This window comes from Enterococcus sp. DIV0840 (genome assembly GCF_050527835.1).
In the GTDB taxonomy this organism is placed as follows: Bacteria; Bacillota; Bacilli; order Lactobacillales; family Enterococcaceae; genus Enterococcus_L; species Enterococcus_L ureasiticus.
This window is the reverse complement of sequence record NZ_CP172876.1, coordinates 3,302,367-3,320,677: the sequence shown is the minus strand read 5'-3', so window position 1 is coordinate 3,320,677 and position 18,311 is coordinate 3,302,367. Positions and strand designations below refer to the sequence as shown.

General features: G+C 36.4%; 17 protein-coding genes. 14 read left to right on the top strand and 3 right to left on the bottom strand.

The annotated features are described in order from the left end of the window. The first annotated feature begins 34 nt into the window (after positions 1-34). A complete protein-coding gene (locus IGL98_RS15895) occupies positions 35-1,234 on the top strand; it encodes a multidrug effflux MFS transporter (protein WP_206913017.1) in 1,200 nt (399 codons plus the stop codon). A gap of 150 nt (positions 1,235-1,384) precedes the next feature. Further along, entirely contained in the window at positions 1,385-2,293 is a 909-nt protein-coding gene (locus IGL98_RS15890; RefSeq protein WP_206913008.1) for an AEC family transporter, read from the top strand. Positions 2,294-2,403: 110 nt separating this feature from the next. Here IGL98_RS15890 and IGL98_RS15885 read toward each other — a convergent pair whose 3' ends face one another. Further along, positions 2,404-3,921 (bottom strand): UDP-N-acetylmuramoyl-L-alanyl-D-glutamate--L-lysine ligase, encoded by a 1,518-nt coding sequence (locus IGL98_RS15885; protein ID WP_206913006.1) that lies wholly within the window; start codon positions 3,919-3,921, stop codon positions 2,404-2,406. Positions 3,922-4,383: 462 nt separating this feature from the next. On the opposite strand from IGL98_RS15885, the gene IGL98_RS15880 reads away from it, so the two are divergent. The 5 genes from IGL98_RS15880 (at position 4,384) to IGL98_RS15860 (ending at position 9,529) form a co-directional block, all read left to right on the top strand. Further along, on the top strand, positions 4,384-6,033 hold the full coding sequence (locus tag IGL98_RS15880; RefSeq protein ID WP_206841554.1) for a putative polysaccharide biosynthesis protein: 1,650 nt from the start codon (positions 4,384-4,386) through the stop codon (positions 6,031-6,033). A 294-nt stretch (positions 6,034-6,327) separates the two neighbouring features. After that, positions 6,328-7,050, top strand: a complete 723-nt coding sequence (locus IGL98_RS15875) for a pseudouridine synthase (RefSeq protein WP_206841556.1) — start codon at positions 6,328-6,330, stop codon at positions 7,048-7,050. A 123-nt stretch (positions 7,051-7,173) separates the two neighbouring features. Continuing rightward, positions 7,174-8,061 (top strand): ABC transporter ATP-binding protein, encoded by an 888-nt coding sequence (locus tag IGL98_RS15870; RefSeq protein WP_206841558.1) that lies wholly within the window; start codon positions 7,174-7,176, stop codon positions 8,059-8,061. Beyond that, complete coding sequence (locus IGL98_RS15865) at positions 8,058-8,879, top strand: ABC transporter permease subunit (RefSeq protein ID WP_206841559.1); 822 nt, start codon at positions 8,058-8,060, stop codon at positions 8,877-8,879. The genes IGL98_RS15870 and IGL98_RS15865 overlap by 4 nt, the downstream gene beginning before the upstream one ends. Further along, positions 8,879-9,529, top strand: a complete 651-nt coding sequence (locus tag IGL98_RS15860) for a TetR family transcriptional regulator (RefSeq protein WP_206912997.1) — start codon at positions 8,879-8,881, stop codon at positions 9,527-9,529. Before IGL98_RS15865 ends, IGL98_RS15860 begins: the two co-directional genes overlap by 1 nt. Here IGL98_RS15860 and IGL98_RS15855 read toward each other — a convergent pair whose 3' ends face one another. After that, positions 9,530-10,363 carry an NAD(P)H-hydrate dehydratase gene (locus IGL98_RS15855; RefSeq protein WP_206841562.1) on the bottom strand — a complete coding sequence of 278 codons (834 nt, stop codon included), beginning with the start codon at positions 10,361-10,363 and terminating at the stop codon, positions 9,530-9,532. 152 nt (positions 10,364-10,515) lie between these two features. On the opposite strand from IGL98_RS15855, the gene pepV reads away from it, so the two are divergent. The 4 genes from pepV (at position 10,516) to IGL98_RS15835 (ending at position 15,158) form a co-directional block, all read left to right on the top strand. Next, positions 10,516-11,931, top strand: a complete 1,416-nt coding sequence (gene pepV, locus IGL98_RS15850; RefSeq protein WP_206841565.1) for a dipeptidase PepV — start codon at positions 10,516-10,518, stop codon at positions 11,929-11,931. Between the two features lie 190 nt (positions 11,932-12,121). Then, positions 12,122-13,075: an ABC transporter ATP-binding protein gene (locus IGL98_RS15845; RefSeq protein ID WP_206841567.1), complete on the top strand. Its 954-nt coding sequence runs from the start codon at positions 12,122-12,124 to the stop codon at positions 13,073-13,075. A gap of 1 nt (position 13,076) precedes the next feature. After that, positions 13,077-14,597, top strand: coding sequence for an ABC transporter permease/substrate-binding protein (locus IGL98_RS15840; protein WP_206912994.1), 1,521 nt, complete (start codon positions 13,077-13,079; stop codon positions 14,595-14,597). 168 nt (positions 14,598-14,765) lie between these two features. Then, positions 14,766-15,158 carry a hypothetical protein gene (locus IGL98_RS15835; protein WP_206912986.1) on the top strand — a complete coding sequence of 131 codons (393 nt, stop codon included), beginning with the start codon at positions 14,766-14,768 and terminating at the stop codon, positions 15,156-15,158. 168 nt (positions 15,159-15,326) lie between these two features. Here the strand turns inward: IGL98_RS15835 and IGL98_RS15830 are convergent, their stop codons facing one another. Beyond that, the gene (locus IGL98_RS15830; protein WP_206841575.1) at positions 15,327-15,509 is read right to left on the bottom strand and encodes a hypothetical protein; all 183 of its coding nucleotides are present in this window, start codon (positions 15,507-15,509) and stop codon (positions 15,327-15,329) included. Positions 15,510-16,900: 1,391 nt separating this feature from the next. Here IGL98_RS15830 and IGL98_RS15825 point away from each other — a divergent pair. From IGL98_RS15825 to IGL98_RS15815, 3 genes are all read left to right on the top strand, one after another. Beyond that, on the top strand, positions 16,901-17,212 hold the full coding sequence (locus tag IGL98_RS15825) for an AbiH family protein (protein ID WP_206912984.1): 312 nt from the start codon (positions 16,901-16,903) through the stop codon (positions 17,210-17,212). A 98-nt stretch (positions 17,213-17,310) separates the two neighbouring features. After that, positions 17,311-18,096: an AbiH family protein gene (locus IGL98_RS15820; RefSeq protein WP_430605068.1), complete on the top strand. Its 786-nt coding sequence runs from the start codon at positions 17,311-17,313 to the stop codon at positions 18,094-18,096. An 11-nt stretch (positions 18,097-18,107) separates the two neighbouring features. Continuing rightward, positions 18,108-18,248, top strand: a complete 141-nt coding sequence (locus IGL98_RS15815) for a hypothetical protein (protein ID WP_206841583.1) — start codon at positions 18,108-18,110, stop codon at positions 18,246-18,248. Positions 18,249-18,311 lie beyond the last annotated feature (63 nt).

Here is an 18,311-nt window from a genome sequence, read left to right as displayed (position 1 = left end):
AGCCCATTCCGCTTTTAATTTAGGAGGAATTTTCTTGAAAAAAAGCATCGAAACTCGTATACCATCGTTATTATTACTGATTGTTTTAGTTGGGTTTCCACAGATCAGTGAAACGATTTTTACTCCGTCACTGCCAGATATTGCGCATGATTTTCAAACATCGATGGCAATGGTTCAGTTAACGTTGAGTATTTATTTTCTGGCCTTTGCGCTAGGTGTGTTCTTTTGGGGCTGGCTGTCTGATTTTATTGGACGGCGTAAGGCTATGCTTTATGGCTTGTTGTTTTATGGAATTGGCAGCTTTCTTTGTTTTCGTTCAGAGACGATCGAAGTATTGTTGCTAGCTCGATTTGTTCAAGCTTTTGGTGCTAGCACAGGATCGGTTGTCACTCAAACGATATTGCGTGAAAGTTATTCTGGTAATCAGCGTCATGCATTATTTGCGCAAATTTCTGCAGCACTTGCCTTTACCCCGGCAATTGGTCCACTGATTGGCGGTATTGTTGATCAGTATTGGGGCTTTAGGGCAGTTTTTCTTGTGTTAGTATTCATGAGTGTGTTGATTTTTTGTTATGCGTTTTTGCGTTTGCCGGAAACGTTTGAAGTAAGTAAGCGAGTACCAGTAAAATTAGTGCCTATCGTTAAACGGCTGTTAATGAATCCGAAAGTTTTGACTTATGGATTTTTGATAGGGGCGATCAATGGCGTGTTGTTCAGTTATTATGCGGAAGCGCCATTTATCTTTATTGAACAATTTCATTTATCAACCGCGATGTATGGATTTTTAGGCATTGGTGTGGCTGGGGCTTCAATTCTAGGTTCTTTATTGTCCAAGCGGTTATTGCCGATTTATCAGCCGGAGAAAATCATTCTGATTGGCATCAGATGTATGTTGTTTGGAGCGGTTTTTCTGTTTTTTGCCAGTGCGGCAAATGTTCTACCGGAAATGGTTCAGTTTTGGTTGATGTTGATAGGGATTTTCATTTTGCTGACTGGGACAGGAACGGCTTTACCTAATTGCCTTAGTTTAGCATTAACTGATTTTCAAGATGTGATCGGAACCGCTGGAGCTTTCTTTAGTTTAGGTTATTATCTGCTGGTTAGTTTATTCACGTTTGGAATGAGTAAACTTCACAACGGAACTTTGCTTATAATGCCATTGTATTTTCTAGTTATCGGTAGCTTGATGTTATTTTTAACAAGAAAATATCTATTGTCTGGGAATAAAAAGTGATAATAATGCTATTTTAAGGTTATGAAAATGAACAAACATCTGCGTAAGAAAGTTTACGTGGATGTTTTTTTGTTAAAATCGATGAGGAATAGGATTTTTTTGCTATACTTTATGTTAGTGATAGAAGTAGATAAGTGAGGAGCGAGTTGGTTGAGAGAAATCTTAGTGCAAGCAATTGGGTTTTGTTTTGTCATATTTTTGGGTTATCTAATGAAGCGAATCGGTTTATTGAGTAAAGCGGATGGAGGAATGTTATCCGTTATTATTGTAAATATAACGTTGCCCGCAACGGTTATCGTTAGTTTAGCCAGTGTCGTTGTTTCGGGAACGTTGTTTTTCTTGTTGATAATGGGGATATTTTTGAATATTTTGGTGATTTTGATTGGTGGGCGAGTAAGTAAAAAACGTCCCATTCTAGAACAGAAATTTCAAATGTATTCGATGTCAGGATATAATATCGGTAATTTTAGTTTACCGTTTATTCAAGGTTTTTATCCTTTAGCGGTGCCATTTCTCTTGATGTTTGATATTGGAAATAGTGTGATGCTGACAGGTGGAAGTACCTTGTTGATTGATAAAGTAGTGGGAGCTAAAGAAGAGACAACACTTAAGAGAATTGTTTTGTCTTTGTTTAAATCAGCGCCTTTTACAGCCTATATGGTGATGTTGTTACTGAGGATCTGTCAAGTTGGACTGCCTGTAGAATTGTTGGGGATCTTAGAAATGATCGCCAAAGCAAATGGTTTTTTATCGATGTTTATGATTGGGTTATATTTTGAGTTGAGGTTACCTAAAAAAGCCTTACATTTAGTGAAAGAAGTTCTGGCTTGGCGTTATCTATGTGGGGCAGCGTTTGCGCTGTTATTTGCTTTTGTAATTCCATTGTCTCCATTGTTGAGAATCGTTTTAGTTGTGTTGAGTGTCGCGCCGATGCCGACATTTTCAGTGATCAATAGTGTCAAAGCTGGAATGCCGGAAGAAACAGTTGGGTTTACGTCTTCAGCGAGTATTTTGATTAGTTTGGTATTGATGACGCTGATAATGATGCTGATGGGTTGAAAATAGGAAAAAAAGTAGAGATAAAAGTGTTTCGCTTTTTTCGCTATTTATTCAAATTTAAAGCGCAAACCAAAGCGAATTATTCGTTTTGGTTTGCGCTTTTTCTTTTTTTATCCAAGGATTAAACGTTCGGCGATAGAAAAGTCACCCTCATAAGGTGTATCTTCTCCACCAACTTTTTGATATAAGTCAGCACCTTTACCGGCTAAGACGACGGCGTCAGCGGGTTTGCTCAAAGACAAGGCCTCTTTGATTGCTTCACCACGATCAAGTACGGTTTCGATTTGAATATCTGTCGTGATATGACCTGCAATCTCAGCGCAGATATCTGCTGGGTTTTCATCAGCCGGATCATCTGTCGTTAAAATAGCAATATCAGCTAGTTCAGATAAAACAGTTCCGAAATCTTTTCGTCTAGAAATTGCTTTGTTTCCAGTGCTGCCGATTACGACAATTAAGCGACCACTAGGATGTTCTTCTTTGACAAACGTTAAAAGATTCTTTAAACTATCGTAATTGTGTGCATAATCTACATAGACTTTTGCGCCATTTTTATTTGTTAATAATTCCATTCGACCAGGAACAGTGGTTTCTTTGATCCCTTGCTGACAATCTTTGCGGGTAGCACCAACCAGAGCACTAGCAAGAACAGCACTTAGCGCATTCCCTTTATTGAAATCACCGCCTAAACGTAAGTGATACTCACCAGAAACGGCTAATGTATCGTTCTCTGTGCTTATAGAAAAGGCAAGTGAGTCATCAGGGTTCGTTTGATAGATATAATCTGCATCTGTTGATGATTGATCGCCGTAAACGAGATAAGGGACTTTATGAAGCTCTGCTGTTTCTTTCAATAATTGGAAATGATCAGATTCATGATTTAAAATCATCGTTTTTGAATGTTTGATCAACTGACGTTTACAATAAAAATAATCATCGAATGTAGGATGTTCGATCGGGCTGATATGGTCAGGCGTGATATTCAGAAAAATCCCTACATCGAAAAATAAACCATATACTCGATTGGTTTTATAGGCTTGTGAGGATACTTCCATGATGAAGTGGGTCATGTTGTTTTTAACCGCTTCTGCCATCATTTGATAAAGATCAAGTGATTCAGGTGTTGTTAAATGTGATTTGAAAAAAGTTTGCCCATCTAAAGTAGAATTCATGGTGGACAACATCGCCGTTTTTTTATTGGTGGCCTGATCTATAATAAATTTAGTAAAGTAAGCTGCAGTTGTTTTGCCTTTTGTGCCGGTGAAGCCGATCAGCTTTAATTTATTTTGCGGGTAATCATAAAAGGCCATACTTAAAACAGCCATTGCTTTTTTGATATCTGTTACAATGATTCCTAATGCTGCAGATACATCATACGGTTGCTCTGCTACATAAACGTCAAGTCCTGAGTTGACGGCTTTTTCTAAATATTCTGATTTGAAATTCAATCCCTTGCAGAAAAAAAGTGTATCAGCATTTACTTTACGGGAGTCATAGGAAACGGTATTAAATGTTTTATGATTCAACGAGGTAGGTAAGGTCAAAGACCAGCCTTCTGCTGAAATGAATTCTTTTAAAAGATGTTCTTTGAGTAAACATTCACGGATTTTTTCTAAAGAAATAGTCATCATTATGCCTCCAAGCGGTATCTAAAATCTGAATGTAAGATTTTTGGGATAGAAAACTTTAGAAATTCATCATACAATTTAAACGTCAAAACTTCAAGGCGCTTGCTAGGAGCGGAAGAAAAATCTTTGGAAAACATTAAGTTAGGAAGAACTAATTCTACTATCAAAGCTCTATTTAAAATAACAAACACATAATAAATATATTTTGGTAAAATACAAAAAATAAATAAGGATTTAAAGCGATATTGAGGTGTTTTTACTCGGAATATAAATAAAAAAGAAATAGTTATAAACGGAGTGTTTATTTGCTTTTTAGATATTTTAAAATTGAAAACGACTGTTTTTTTACAAAATCTGTGAGGAAAATACAAATAAGTTAATTTATTCAAGAAAGTCGTTGCATATACTTGATTTAACAATTAAAATAAAGAAAGCATGTTCAAAGAAAGTTGGAGGAGTTAAATGATAAATCAACCAAATCCTGCTGATCAACCGATCTTGACCAATCAAGAGAAAATGGTTAAAGGATCGGCTTGGATGACAGCTAGTAATATAATTTCTCGTTTGTTGGGTGCGGTATATATTATCCCATGGTATGCATGGATGGGAGAACACGCCAATGAAGCGAATAGTTTATCTTCAATGGGGTATACCGTATACGCTCTCTTTTTATTAATATCTACAGCAGGAATTCCTGCCGCTATTGCTAAGCAGACTTCTTATTACAATTCATTGAATGAATATAAGATCAGCCGGCAGCTTTTTTATAAAGCTCTTCAATTGATGGCCATTTTAGGGGGCATTTTTGCGATCGTTATGTATCTGGCCTCGCCACTTTTGGCAAAATGGTCTGGTGGGGGAGAAGAACTGATCCCGACAATGAGATCGTTGAGTTTAGCTGTTTTGATTTTCCCATGTATGAGTGTAGTGCGAGGCTATTTCCAAGGGAATCAAGATATGATGCCTTATGCTTTGTCGCAAATCGTTGAACAAGTTGCACGTGTTTTTTATATGTTGTTAACAGCGTTTATCATTATGAAGGTGATCGATGGTAATTATGTTGATGCAGTAACACAATCAACGTTGGCAGCATTTGTGGGGATGTTGGCAAGTCTTATTGTTTTGTTTTACTATTTCCAAAAACAAAAACCAATGTTTGACTATCTTGCAGAACATAGTGCGAATGAGCATGAAGCGTCAACACGCGATTTATTGATTGAGACATTAAAAGAAGCACTTCCTTTTATTGTTGTTGGTTCAGGTGTAACAGTCTTTAAATTAGTCGATCAATTTACGTTTTCTAATTTTATGAATACATTTACGACTTATTCTGGTAGTCAGCTACGAACACTATTTGCGATTTTTAATGCAAATCCAGATAAATTGACAATGGTCGTGATTGCTTTAGCAACATCTATCTCAGCTACGGGATTACCGTTGATCACTGAAGCGATTACCTTGAAAAAATATAGAGATTTATCAAAATTAATCAGTAACAACTTACAGTTATTTATGTTTGTGATGTTGCCGGCGACATTTGGTATGATCGTTTTGGCAAAACCACTGTATACAATGTTTTATGCACCAGATGCTTTAGGTGTATCGGTCTTGATTCAAGCGTGTTTTGCAGGTTTGTTTATGGGACTTTACATGTTATCGTCAACAATGTTGATGGGGATGTATGAGAACAAAGCTGCGATCAAGTACTTTGGCTTAGGTTTAGCATTGAAATTGATTGTTCAATATCCAAGTGTGCGTTTGTTTGAAGTATATGGTCCATTGATTGCGACGATGATTGGTTTTACGCTATCATGTGTACTGATCATGAGAAAAATCAAAAAAGTCAGCCATTTTAATTATGGTTTGACATTACGACGCGGTTTATTGATTTTCTTGATCACGTTAGTTATGATGGTTGCTGCGATCATCATGAGACAATTCTTGTACCTATTCTTAGACCCCACCCGTAAGTTCCAATCTTTTGTGATCATTTTATTTGTGGCATCATTTGGTGGAGCGGTATACGGCTATATCACACTTAAACTGCGCTTAGCAGATAAATTATTAGGAGCAGGTGTGGGCAAAATTCGTCGTAAGTTGAAAATGAAATAGAACGAAACCAGTAGCGGAACGAAATGTTCCGCTATTGTTATATCTAGCTTTTCAGGCTAGCCTTTAGGGAAAAAGAAAAAATAGATTGCGGCAAAAAGCGCCATCCTCAATTTTTCCTATTTTTCTGTCAAGGCAGAACGAGCCTGTTCAGTTTTTAGTCATATCTAGCTTCTCGGGCTTGCTCCTCGGAAAAAAGATGAAATAGGAATGAGGTAAAAAGCACCTCAGTCCTATTTCCCTATTTTTCAGTCGTAGCAGGACGAGCCCGCTACGCTTTTAAATTAGGAGGATCATATGCGTTTAGATAAATTTCTTGCAGAAACTGGAGTCGGTAGTCGTAAAGAATCAAAGCAATTGCTGAAAAAAGGTTTGGTAACTGTAAATCAAGAGGTCATTAAAGATGGGAAAACACAGATTGATGAAAAGCAAGATGTTATTAAGTTTCTTGGAGAACAATTGACCTATCAAAAATATTATTATTATATGCTGCATAAACCGCAAGGCGTGATTTCAGCAACAGAAGACAAATGGGATCAAACAGTGATCGACTTATTGAAAAATGAAGATTATCGCGAAGATTTATTTCCTGTTGGTCGTTTAGATAAAGATACAGAGGGGTTACTTTTGTTAACAAATGACGGTCAGCTTGCCCATCAATTATTATCACCCAAAAAGCACGTTGATAAAGAATATTTTGCACAAGTTCAAGGAATCGTGACAGAAGAAGATGTTCGCCATTTTGCGGCGGGATTTGCATTAACAAATAAGGAACAAGTCAAACCCAGTCAGTTAATGATTGAATCGGTGGATGAAACGAATGAAACCTCAGAAATCCGCCTGATTATTCAAGAAGGAAAATTTCATCAAGTCAAGCGCATGTTTGAAGCAGTCGACAAAAAAGTTGTCTATCTGAAACGATTGCGGATGGGAAGTCTATGGCTAGATGAAGAACTGGCTTTAGGAGAATATCGTATTTTGACTGAGGAAGAGCTTGAAAAATTGAAGATAAACCAATAAAAAAATGTGATAGAAGCGATTATTTTGTTTTAAAACAAGGTTTCCATCACATTTTCTTTGCCCTTCAGTCAAGATAGAGATATACTTCAATTGACTAGTTAGTCAATGAGGAGGAATAATAAAATGCATGCCATTGAACTTAAAGGATTGACCAAATTATATAAAAAACAACCAGCCATCGATCAAGTAGAGCTATCAGTAGAAAAAGGCGAAATCTACGGTTTTATCGGTCCCAATGGAGCTGGAAAATCAACAACGATCAAGGCCATGTTGAATTTCATTTACCCAGATCAAGGAACGGCTACTTTACTTGGTTTGGACAGTATTAAAGACGCGAAAGAAATTCGCAAGCGAACGGGTTATGTATCAAGTGATGTCCGCTTTTATCCAAATATGACAACGGTTGAAGTGCTTAAATATGTGGCGGAGTTTCATCAGCTAAAGGATAGTAAAAAGCAAATCGATTATTTTATTGAGTTATTCGATATCGATGCTCAGAAAAAAATGTCTGATCTGTCTTTGGGAAACAAAAAGAAAATCGCCATCACTGCAGGAATTTTACCTAATCCAGAGTTACTGATTTTAGATGAACCGACGAATGGGTTGGATCCACTAATGCAGCATCGTTTGTTTGAAGAGTTAGAAAAGTACAATCAAAAGGGCATGACGATCTTTTTATCCAGCAATGATTTAAATGAAGTCCAACAACATGCGCACCGAGCAGCGTTTATTCGACAAGGAAAAATTATTACCGTTCAAGATATTACAAAAGAAAAATCATTAGGTAAAGTCATTACATTGATTGGGGATCATATCCCGTTATCTATATTTGAAAAAATGGGCGCAGCTATTTTAAAACACCAAGGAAACGAAACTCGTTTATTGTATGAGGGAGATCTACATGAAATCTTACCGTTATTAGCGGATTCTTCAATTAAAGATTTTACGATCACAAATCCTGAATTGGAAGATCAGTTTATGGCGTTGTACGAAGGAGGAGATGGAAAATGATTACAGCTAAAATCGAAAGTAAGTCTTTAGTAAAAGGGTTGATCATTTGGACTATTTTATTTGCTGTTATTATTTTTGGCTTTAGTGCAGTCTACCCTCAAATGCATAGTTCAGCTATGGAGGATCTTCTAGGTGCAAAACTAGATGGGCTGTCTCCGTCATTGTTAAAAACTTTCAATATCAGCGTAAACGGACAAACAAGCTTTTTAGTCGCAACGGGTTTCTTCGGTTATTATTTTCAATATATGTTTTTGGCAGCGTCCATTTATGCCATGATGCTAGGAAGCCAAGCGCTGATCAAAGAAGAAACCGATGGCACAATTGAGTTTTTATATGCGCAACCTGTGACACGCAAAGGAATCGTTACAAGCAAATTTGTAGGGAATCTATTTATTTTAGCGGTTTTCTGGTTGATGTCACTGGGTGTTTCTTTAGTTTCCACATTACTCTATCGTCAATCGACTGATTCGGTTGCGACGATCACTAGAGAAATTAGTAAGATCTTTATGCAAGAAAGTTTGATTTTACTATTTTTCCTAACGCTAGGCTTCTTTGTTTCAACCTTTTTAAAATCCAGCAAACAAAGTACCAGTATTTCGTTAGGTATTGTTTTTGGTTTTTACTTAATTGGAATTTTTTCCGATTTGAATGACTCATTTAGTTGGGCAAAAAATCTCTCTCCCACACATATGGGGATTCCAGGTAACTTGTTGGATAAGGGGTTATCTGCTGGAAATGTCATTTTATTGAGTCTTCTGATTGTTTTATTCCTAGGTGCAACATATAGGGTTTATCAACGGAAGGATCTGAAAGTCTAGTGAAAGAAATCAATATCGATCAGCAAAAATACGAGCGAATTTTACAAGCGGCATTAAAGCAGTTCGCAACGTATGGCTACCAAAAAGCAAATACAGATGAAATAGCACGTGATGCTGGGGTGTCTAAAGGCTTGATTTTTCATTATTTTGGAAAAAAACAAGTATTGTATGAACGTACGATCAGCCGTGTGATTGATTTTCTAATTGAACAATCAAGCGATTTATTTACAAAGCAATATACGGACTTGGTAGAAGTGGTTGTCGTATCGACGCGGTATAAAATAAAATTAGAACAGGAATATCCTGATTACATTCATTTATTGATTGCAGCGTATGCACAAAAGTATAGTTTACCTAATGAAATTCAAGAAAAGTTAGCACAATACATGGATGAGAATATGGAAATCGTACATCAACTTTTGACCGGCATCATCGAACAGTTGCCTATAAAAAAGGAAATTGTACAGCAAGATGTTATTCAGCTAGTATTAGGTATTTTTAACCAAGTCTCGGTGGAGAGTTTGCAGTTTTTAAAAGCTCATCCAGAAGTAACCGAGGTCAAACAAATGCAATTTCTAGCAGAACGAGCAGAGATTTACATGGGGATTTTACAAACAGGATTTCTAGAAAATAAAGAAGAGGAAAAATGATTATCGTTTTTCCTCTGCTTTTTTCATGTAATAAGGTAATTTTTTACTGATTTCAGTTGGTAATACTACGCATCTTTCTTTTCCCAACTCTTCTCCAATCAAACTATGAAGATAAACAGCAGCGCAAATAGCTGCTTCTTTTTCTTGAAACTGTGCCAGAAAGCCAGTGATCATCCCAGCCAGTGTATCGCCCATTCCACCAGTTGCCATAGCTGGAGTTCCTAATGGATTTCTATACTGTGAAGAGGCAGTATAAATTTCTGTTCGGTGGCTTTTTAAAATAATTGTTGCATCTAATTGCTTTTGTACAGCTTGGTTGTTTGCAGCAGTTTGATCAATAATTTTAAGTCCGCTTAGCCGTTCCCACTCCATTTGATGAGGTGTGAACACCACTTGTTTTGGGTAGTTTAATGAATAATGATTTTGGGCAAATAACGTAATGGCTGATCCGTCGATCACGAGCCACTGTTCTGATTTTTGGTGTTGTAAGACTTTTTCTAACATTTGCCGACTATGAGTGTCTAAACCTAAACCAGGTCCAATCAAAATGACATCCGCTGTCTCGATTAAATCACTGAATTCTTGAGTGAACGTCCAATCTAGCACCATTGCTTCAGGTAAACGAGCGTGAAGGGCTGTGTGATTTTTTTCTGCTGTAATGACTGAAACTAAGCCAGAACCCGAATTGATACAAGCTTCCGCACTCATGATGATCGCCCCGCCGTACATGTTATTTCCGCCGATCAAAACAGAACGGCCAAAGTTTCCTTTGTGAGAATTTTGTGGACGAGTCTTGATTACAGTCGTCAAATCTTCTTGTGATAGTTCTTCCATCTGAGCATTCTCCTTTAATGATTTACCTTCAGTATAAATCTGTTTCGAATGAAGAGCAAAATATTACGGAAAAAAACTGTTCCCGCCTTTTTCTTTTAAGCGAGTTAGTGGTATGATGAGAAGGTAGAATAATGAATTGGAGTGACTAAAAAATGACAATTGATTGGCAAAAAGAAGTAGACGCACGTAAAGATGCACTATTAGAAGATTTACAAAATTTATTACGCATCAACAGTGAGCGTGATGACTCTAAAGTAACACCAGATGCACCATTTGGACCTGGTCCTGTAGCTGGCTTAAAACATATGTTAGCGTATGGCGAACGTGATGGTTTTGTTGTGAAAAACGTTGATAACTATGCCGGACATATCGAATATGGCGAAGGCGACGAAACACTAGGGATTTTCGGACATATGGACGTTGTACCTGCTGGTGACGGCTGGGATACAGATCCTTATGAGCCAGTAATTAAAGACGGCAAAATCTTTGCCCGTGGTTCGAGTGATGATAAAGGCCCAAGTATGGCCGCCTATTATGCATTAAGAATCATCAAAGATTTAGGTTTACCATTATCTAAAAAAGTTCGCTTTGTCGTTGGTAGTGACGAAGAAAGCGGCTGGGGCGATATGGATTATTACTTCAAACACGAAGAAAAACCAGACTTTGGTTTCTCTCCAGATGCAGAATTTCCGATCATCAATGGTGAAAAAGGGAATGTCTCTTTATATGCTCGTTTTGGCGGATCAAGCGAAGGCGAATATGGTTTAGAAAGTTTTAATGCTGGTTTGCGTGAAAACATGGTTCCAGGTACAGCGACTGCTGTGATTACTGTTCCAACTGCCGAAGCTGCTGGAAAAATGCAAGGCGCATTTAGCGTTTTTGTCGATGAAGAACCGATTTCTGGTACGTTAGAAGCCAATGGCACAACGGTTACGATCAAAGTTGTAGGAAAAGGTGCACACGGTGCTAGCCCGCAATCTGGGATCAATGCAGCGACATTCTTAGCATTATTCTTAAACAGCTACGGATTTGCTGGTGCAGCGAAAGAATTTATCCAAGTTGCAGCAACACTTGTTCACGAAGATTTTTATGGTGAAAAATTAGGCGTAGCCTTTGAAGATGCTAAAATGGGTAAACTGACAATGAACGCTGGTTTATTCGTCTTCAAGAAAGATGCTGAAGAAGGCAACTTTATGAGCTTGAATTTCCGTTACCCTAAAGGCATAACTGCAGCAGATTTACAATCTGGCGTAAAAGCGACAGCAGGCGCGATCGGTGCAGAAATCGTTCAAGGTGGACGCAACCAAGAACCACATTATGTGCCAGCAGATGATCCATTGGTTGAAACGTTATTACAAGTTTATGAAGATCATACTGGTCAAAAAGGCCATGAACAAATCATCGGCGGCGGAACTTACGGACGTTTACTAAAACGTGGTGTGGCGTACGGCGCAATGTTCCCTGGTTATACCGATACAATGCATCAAGCTAATGAATTTATGGCATTGGATGATTTATTCCGTGCAACAGCAATTTATGCGGATGCGATTAATCGTTTGGCGAAATAAGCTGTGCTACTATAATTTGAAAACAAATTTGAAAACCTGACAGACAGTTGTCAGGTTTTTTTCTGTACAATAGAAACAAGTCGTTAGAAACATCGGACATTTTCAAGTATACTTATAAACATACTTAAAATAGTGAAAGATTACCTAAAGATAAATAGTACGTGCATACAAGAAAAAATGAGGTGAACAAATGATTAATTTTCAAAACGTATCAAAAAAATACAACGACCAATTAGTATTAGAAGACTTCGATGTCTCAATTGAAGATGGAGAATTTTTTGTCTTAGTCGGTCCAAGTGGAAGTGGAAAAACAACCACGTTAAAAATGATCAATCGCTTGATTGAACCAACAGACGGCGATATCTATTTTAACGATCAAAGACTGATTGATTACAATCTAAAAGAATTACGCTTAACAATAGGATACGTTCTTCAACAAATCGCGCTTTTCCCGAATCTGACAGTTGCTGAAAATATCGAATTGATTCCAGAAATGAAACACTGGAGCAAAGCCAAACGACGAGAAAGAACAGAAGAATTACTAAGAAAAGTTAGCTTACCACCAGAAGAATATCTTCACCGAAAACCAGCTGAACTATCTGGTGGGGAACAACAGCGTATTGGAATTTTACGTGCGATTGCAGCCAAACCAGATATTATTTTAATGGATGAGCCCTTTAGTGCATTAGATCCGATTTCAAGAGGGCAATTACAATTGTTGATCAAAGAACTGCATAAAGAGTTAGCCAGCACTGTTGTTTTCGTCACCCATGATATGAATGAAGCCTTACTTTTAGGCGATCGAATTTGTGTGATGAAAGAGGGTAAAATCGTTCAAACAGATACACCAGAAGCAATCAAAAGCCACCCAGCTAATGAATTTGTGGCACAGTTTTTCCAAAATGAACACGCCAACTTGGAAAATTATTGTGCAGAAGACTTATTAGCATCTGGTTTTATAGAAGATGGACAAGTAGATAGTGAAACAACCGTGAATTTAGGTACAGATTTACCAACAGTGATTCGCTTACTGGTAGATGGAAAAACGGTTGTACTAGTTGACGAGAAAGGACCTATCGGTGAAATCACAGATCGAACGATTTTACGCTTCTTAGAGACGAAGATAGAAAAAGGTGATCAATAATATGGGAAAACTGATTGAAACATTCGTTGCTCGTAAAGAAGACTTTATTCAAGCCGTCGTCGAGCATATCCAACTATCCTTACTGTCATTACTGATTGCAATTCTTATCGCAATTCCATTAGCAATTTTATTGACGAATTATAAAAAAGTCGCTGAATTTGTTTTACAAATTACGGGTATTTTCCAAACCATTCCTTCATTGGCTTTACTTGGTTTATTGATTCCGGTTATCGGCATCGGCAGTCCACCAGCAATTGTTGCATTAGTGATTTATGCGCTATTTCCGATTTTGCAAAATACCTATACAGGTCTGACAGAAATCGATCCTTCCTTAGAAGAAGCGGCCGAAGCTTTTGGAATGAATAAACGAGAAAAACTAATCAAATTTGAGCTGCAATTAGCCTTGCCGTATATCATTTCAGGGATTCGTACGGCGACAGTGATGATTATTGGTACCGCAACGCTTGCGGCACTGATTGGCGCAGGAGGACTAGGAACGTTCATCTTACTAGGAATCGACCGAAATAATGTGTACCTGATCTTGATCGGTGCCATTTCTTCTGCTGTCTTGGCGGTCTTGTTTAACTTTGGGATTCATTTATTAGAGAAAGCAACAGTAAAACGCATCGTAGCGGCATTTATGGTCTTACTTGCGTTATTAGTTGGCTCGTTTGTCTACACCCATCAAGAAGCAGAACAAAAAGAAATCACAGTAGCAGGAAAATTAGGTGCAGAGCCAGATATCTTGATCAACATGTATAAAGAATTGATCGAAGCAAACAGCGATATCCACGTAAACCTAAAATCAAACTTCGGGAAAACCAGTTTCCTATTTAACGCACTAAAATCTGGTGAAATCGATGTCTATCCTGAATTTACTGGAACAGTTCTTGAAACCTTTTTGAAGGACAATAAGAACACTTCTAATGATCCAAGAGAAGTATACGAATATGCACGAGATCAAATCAAAAAACAAGAAAATATGGATTATCTAGAACCAATGCGTTATGAAAATACCTATGCTGTTGCGGTTAAACGTTCATTTGCAGAAGAAAATGGATTGAAAACAATCGAAGATTTGAAAAAAGTTGAAAGTCAGCTAAAAGCTGGTTTTACGCTAGAATTTATCGATCGTGAAGATGGCTATAAAGGGTTGCAAAAACTGTATAACTTGAATTTCGATGTGAAGTCGATGGAGCCATCGTTACGTTACCAAGCAATTAATAATGGCGATGTCAACGTGGTGGATGCTTATTCGACTGATAGCGAATTGAAGCAGTATGATTTGGTGATTTTAAAAGATAATAAACAGCTATTTCCACCCTATCAAGGTGCACCATTGCTGAAAGCTGAAACGCTTGAGAAGTATTTAGAATTAAAAGAACTATTGCAGCCTTTGGTTGGTAAGATCACAGAAGAAGAAATGAGTGAGATGAACTACCTTGTCAATGTGGAACAAAAAGATCCAGCGACGGTTGCGCATGATTATTTGTCGAAACAAGGGATGCTAGAGAACCATTAATACATTCTTCAAAGACATAGAATCTTTTATTTTGATGTGCTACTATTTATATTATTAGGAAAAAGGAGAATTTAACTGAAAAAAGGAGGATACTGGTATGTATGAAGAAAATATGGAACAAAAGCTAAACTGTATTCAACAAAATCATTTTGGGAATACTATAACATCTTGAATAGGAAATGGCGCACGATTTTATTGCCAGTGCTGGTGATAGTACTGGATCTAATTATGACATTATTTGGTTCACCATTCCCGAAAAGTAGTTTACTTCTAGTTCAGGTACTTGTAGTGATAGTAGCAGAAACCTTTGTCATTTACATGGAGTACCGTTTTTATAAAGATGTCTTTATTACAAAAGTGAAAAAATATAATGGAACATTATTTTTTATAATAGCTGTCGGATTAACGACTATGTTGTGGTTATCAATGATCGTTCCTATTATGAGTAAAGGTGAGCTGCTTTCATGGGCAATCGGCGGAGTGATTTTTAGTCTGAATATGGTAGGGATCGTGTTGCCAAGTATGAACGGGTTTGCAAGGAAATATGCTGTTCAGGCTTAGAGTAAAAATAAAACAAAGTACACAAGGTGAATAATCGTCTTGTTGTACTTTGTTTTTTATTTATATTGGCAGACCTTGAAAGGGAGAGCCGTTTGATTTTTTTAGTGAAATCGTATTCTTTCCAAAAGTCAATTCAAGTTTATCGAGTAGTACATTTTTGCTAAGAGTCTAAGTCAGGGTGCCTTTGTTTTTCTTACCATTAAAATATTTCCAGACACCTAGTTTGTGTAATTTGTTTTGTTTGGAAGAGTTTTGGCAATCAACACTAGAATCGATAATAATTGTATAAACTACTCCAGTGGACAAAATAGTCGCTATTTTTCTTTCTTGTTCAGATAGTTTTAGCCCCATGGAAATCTCCTCCTCTAAATTATTCGTTGTAAGAATAGTATAGCTTTTTGAGAATGCGTTTTCAATTCTTCTGATTAAAATTTTTATTTGCAGCATCGAAATTGACTTGAAATCTTTTGTGGAATAACTAGGATAAGTTGTTTTTTGTATGCTTTATAAGGTATAATAAACAAGAAGGTAATCATTATTTATTATGATTACAAAAAAAGCCAGTGCTGATACACTGACTCTTTAGTTGAGTTCTGACTAAAGCCCGATTGTTTAATGTTGCCACTATCTTACTTTAGTCGAGCAGATAGTGGTCTTTTTTTACTCAAAAATAGAAGTGATAAAAAGTTTAATCACTTCAACAATATAGTAAGCCACAAGCGTGACGACTATTTTCGAAGCGATATCTTTTAACAAATCTTTCAAGGACCGCTTTTCCAATGTATTAAAGCAGGACAAAAGCGATAAAGACATATCTTTATGGCATCAACTCCTTTTTCAGAGCTTCAGCCGTTATTCAACTAGTTATAGTATAACAAAAATTGCTTCGTTAGTGTATTAAATATTTTACAAAATAGTAACGAGCAAACAGTCAGCCGTGGAGAATGTTTATTTAATCGAATGCTACGTATTCTGGTAGATAGCATTCTTTCTTACTATACGCATTATTGACCTAGGCAACTTGATTTATCAGTTCGTGCTGATTGTTTTTGGCTTCAAAATACTAAGTGACCGCTTACTATTTTGAGGTGTCGGCTGTTTCCTCGTTACTATCATGGCTGCAAGGATCTGTCATAAAAAAGGCTTGCTCCGTCAAAAGTTAGCACAAAATCGACAGATCATTACAGCAGGTGATGCATGGTGAGAGAAGTTAGATTTGCGGTAACTTCCTCGAAAACGATTGTTCAAATCTAAAAAAAGAGTTGCACAACCGTAAAATAGAACGAAAAAAAACGGTTCCGGACACCTGCCGAAACCGCGCTAAGTACAATTAAGAAGCATTGACCTGTTTTTGTCGTTAAACTCAGAACATCAGAAAAAACACTAGTAATTTCATGAAATATTGAGTAAAATAAAAACAGTCAATGAAAATTGACTAGGGCAACTTGTACGATCAGGTGATGCTGATTGTATAAGGCTCTGTGGGATGACGACCAATCTTCCTGCAGAGTGCCTTTTTATTTTGTCTAGCTGAACGAAGTTCGTTTGGCTAGATTTTTTTCGTTCTATCTCATTCCATTTTAATTTAAGTGAGGTGGAGAGTCAATGGGGGAATGTAAGTTTGTGTGAAAAAATATTTTTATAGATTTATTTTTCTGATTAATTAAATGCAATATATAACTTTTTGTTTTTATCTGATACAATGGAATTATTGGAACAAAGTGGAACTTTGGGAGGACATAATGAATATCACATTTTTGATAGGTAATGGATTTGATGTTAGTCTAGGTATGGAATCTTCATACAGCTCTTTCTATAAATATATACAAGAAAATGAGTTATTACCTAATAATATATTTACTAAGCTAATAAATAAGGATATAGATAAATGGTCTGATTTTGAGCGAATGTTGGGAATTTTAACTGCTTATAGCGATTGGGAGAGTACCATAAAAGAAAGTCTGAAAAAACTAGCTTTTGATATCTCAGATAGTGAAATTGAAGAGATTATTACAATGATTTCTGATGAGGGCGAGATCAGGAAAGATTTGTAAGCGATTTAGATAAATTTCAGGAAGAATTTAGACTATATCTACTAGAGAAGCAAAAATCTGTTCTAGAAAATCTATCTTTAGAAACTGATTGTAGTAGTATCATTGCAGATACAATAGAAGAGATATATGCTGATTTTCATGGATTTGAGAAACATTACTTTCAAAAAAATATTGAAGACAGTATTAAGTTTAGCAACAAAAATAATATTTTCAATACTTTAGAAGTTAATATAAACTTTTTAAATTTTAATTATACCGATACTCTCTCGTATCTTATTGAGAATACAGATATAAGTACTATTGTTAAATTTTTCGATGAGTGTATTGAGTCTCAATACCAAACTGCAAATATAAGGATTAGCATTCAGGAAGAACATGTACATGCAACTTTGGAAGATGGAATGTATCTAGGTATTAACTCAGAAAATCAATGTATAAATGAGTTTTTCAATGATGTATCTGATATGGAAGAATTAATAAAACCTTTGACTAAGGATTATTTTTTTGATGATTCTACTAAGAACACTCAAGAGATTATTTTATCTACAGATTTACTCATAGTTTTTGGTATGTCGTTTGGAGAAACAGACCAGATTTATTGGGATACAATTAAGGATACGCTCCAGAGTAGAAGCGAAACATTTCAACTTATTCTAAATATTTACAATAAAAACTATACTAATAATTTCATTTCAGCTCATCAACGAAGCTATAGAAGAAATCAGAATATCTTAAAGAACCTCTTTTTTGAAAAAGTAGAGTTTAGCAGTGATAATAAAAAACAATCAGCGATGAGAAGAACGCATCCTATTTTAAATTCAAATAAAATTTTTAACTTCAATAAAAAATTGACAAAAGTAGCTAGCTCAAATGACACTAAGTAGCATAATGTTACTTGGAAACTGTTAATAAGATTCGTTCCATCCCGAACGAAATTGGAAAAACATGGAAAATAAAAAATGCTTCTACTGGTAATGAGCAAGATCTGGGCGATTATTTAAAAAATGAGCTAGGAATCGAAATACAAGAAAATTAATTTAAAGAGGACCCAAAGCTTTTTTACGATAACCTCCCCAATCTTCTTTATAAAAATATCAAT

What these genes read in the sequence shown, in the direction of transcription:
- pepV (WP_206841565.1), top strand. Translation starts at nt 10,516, where the DNA reads ATGACAATTGATTGGCAAAAAGAAGTAGACGCACGTAAAGATGCACTA.
- IGL98_RS15885 (WP_206913006.1), bottom strand. Translation starts at nt 3,921, where the DNA reads ATGACTATTTCTTTAGAAAAAATCCGTGAATGTTTACTCAAAGAACAT.
- IGL98_RS15840 (WP_206912994.1), top strand. Translation starts at nt 13,077, where the DNA reads ATGGGAAAACTGATTGAAACATTCGTTGCTCGTAAAGAAGACTTTATT.
- IGL98_RS15875 (WP_206841556.1), top strand. Translation starts at nt 6,328, where the DNA reads ATGCGTTTAGATAAATTTCTTGCAGAAACTGGAGTCGGTAGTCGTAAA.
- IGL98_RS15825 (WP_206912984.1), top strand. Translation starts at nt 16,901, where the DNA reads ATGAATATCACATTTTTGATAGGTAATGGATTTGATGTTAGTCTAGGT.
- IGL98_RS15830 (WP_206841575.1), bottom strand. Translation starts at nt 15,509, where the DNA reads ATGGGGCTAAAACTATCTGAACAAGAAAGAAAAATAGCGACTATTTTG.
- IGL98_RS15855 (WP_206841562.1), bottom strand. Translation starts at nt 10,363, where the DNA reads ATGGAAGAACTATCACAAGAAGATTTGACGACTGTAATCAAGACTCGT.
- IGL98_RS15870 (WP_206841558.1), top strand. Translation starts at nt 7,174, where the DNA reads ATGCATGCCATTGAACTTAAAGGATTGACCAAATTATATAAAAAACAA.
- IGL98_RS15845 (WP_206841567.1), top strand. Translation starts at nt 12,122, where the DNA reads ATGATTAATTTTCAAAACGTATCAAAAAAATACAACGACCAATTAGTA.
- IGL98_RS15865 (WP_206841559.1), top strand. Translation starts at nt 8,058, where the DNA reads ATGATTACAGCTAAAATCGAAAGTAAGTCTTTAGTAAAAGGGTTGATC.
- IGL98_RS15880 (WP_206841554.1), top strand. Translation starts at nt 4,384, where the DNA reads ATGATAAATCAACCAAATCCTGCTGATCAACCGATCTTGACCAATCAA.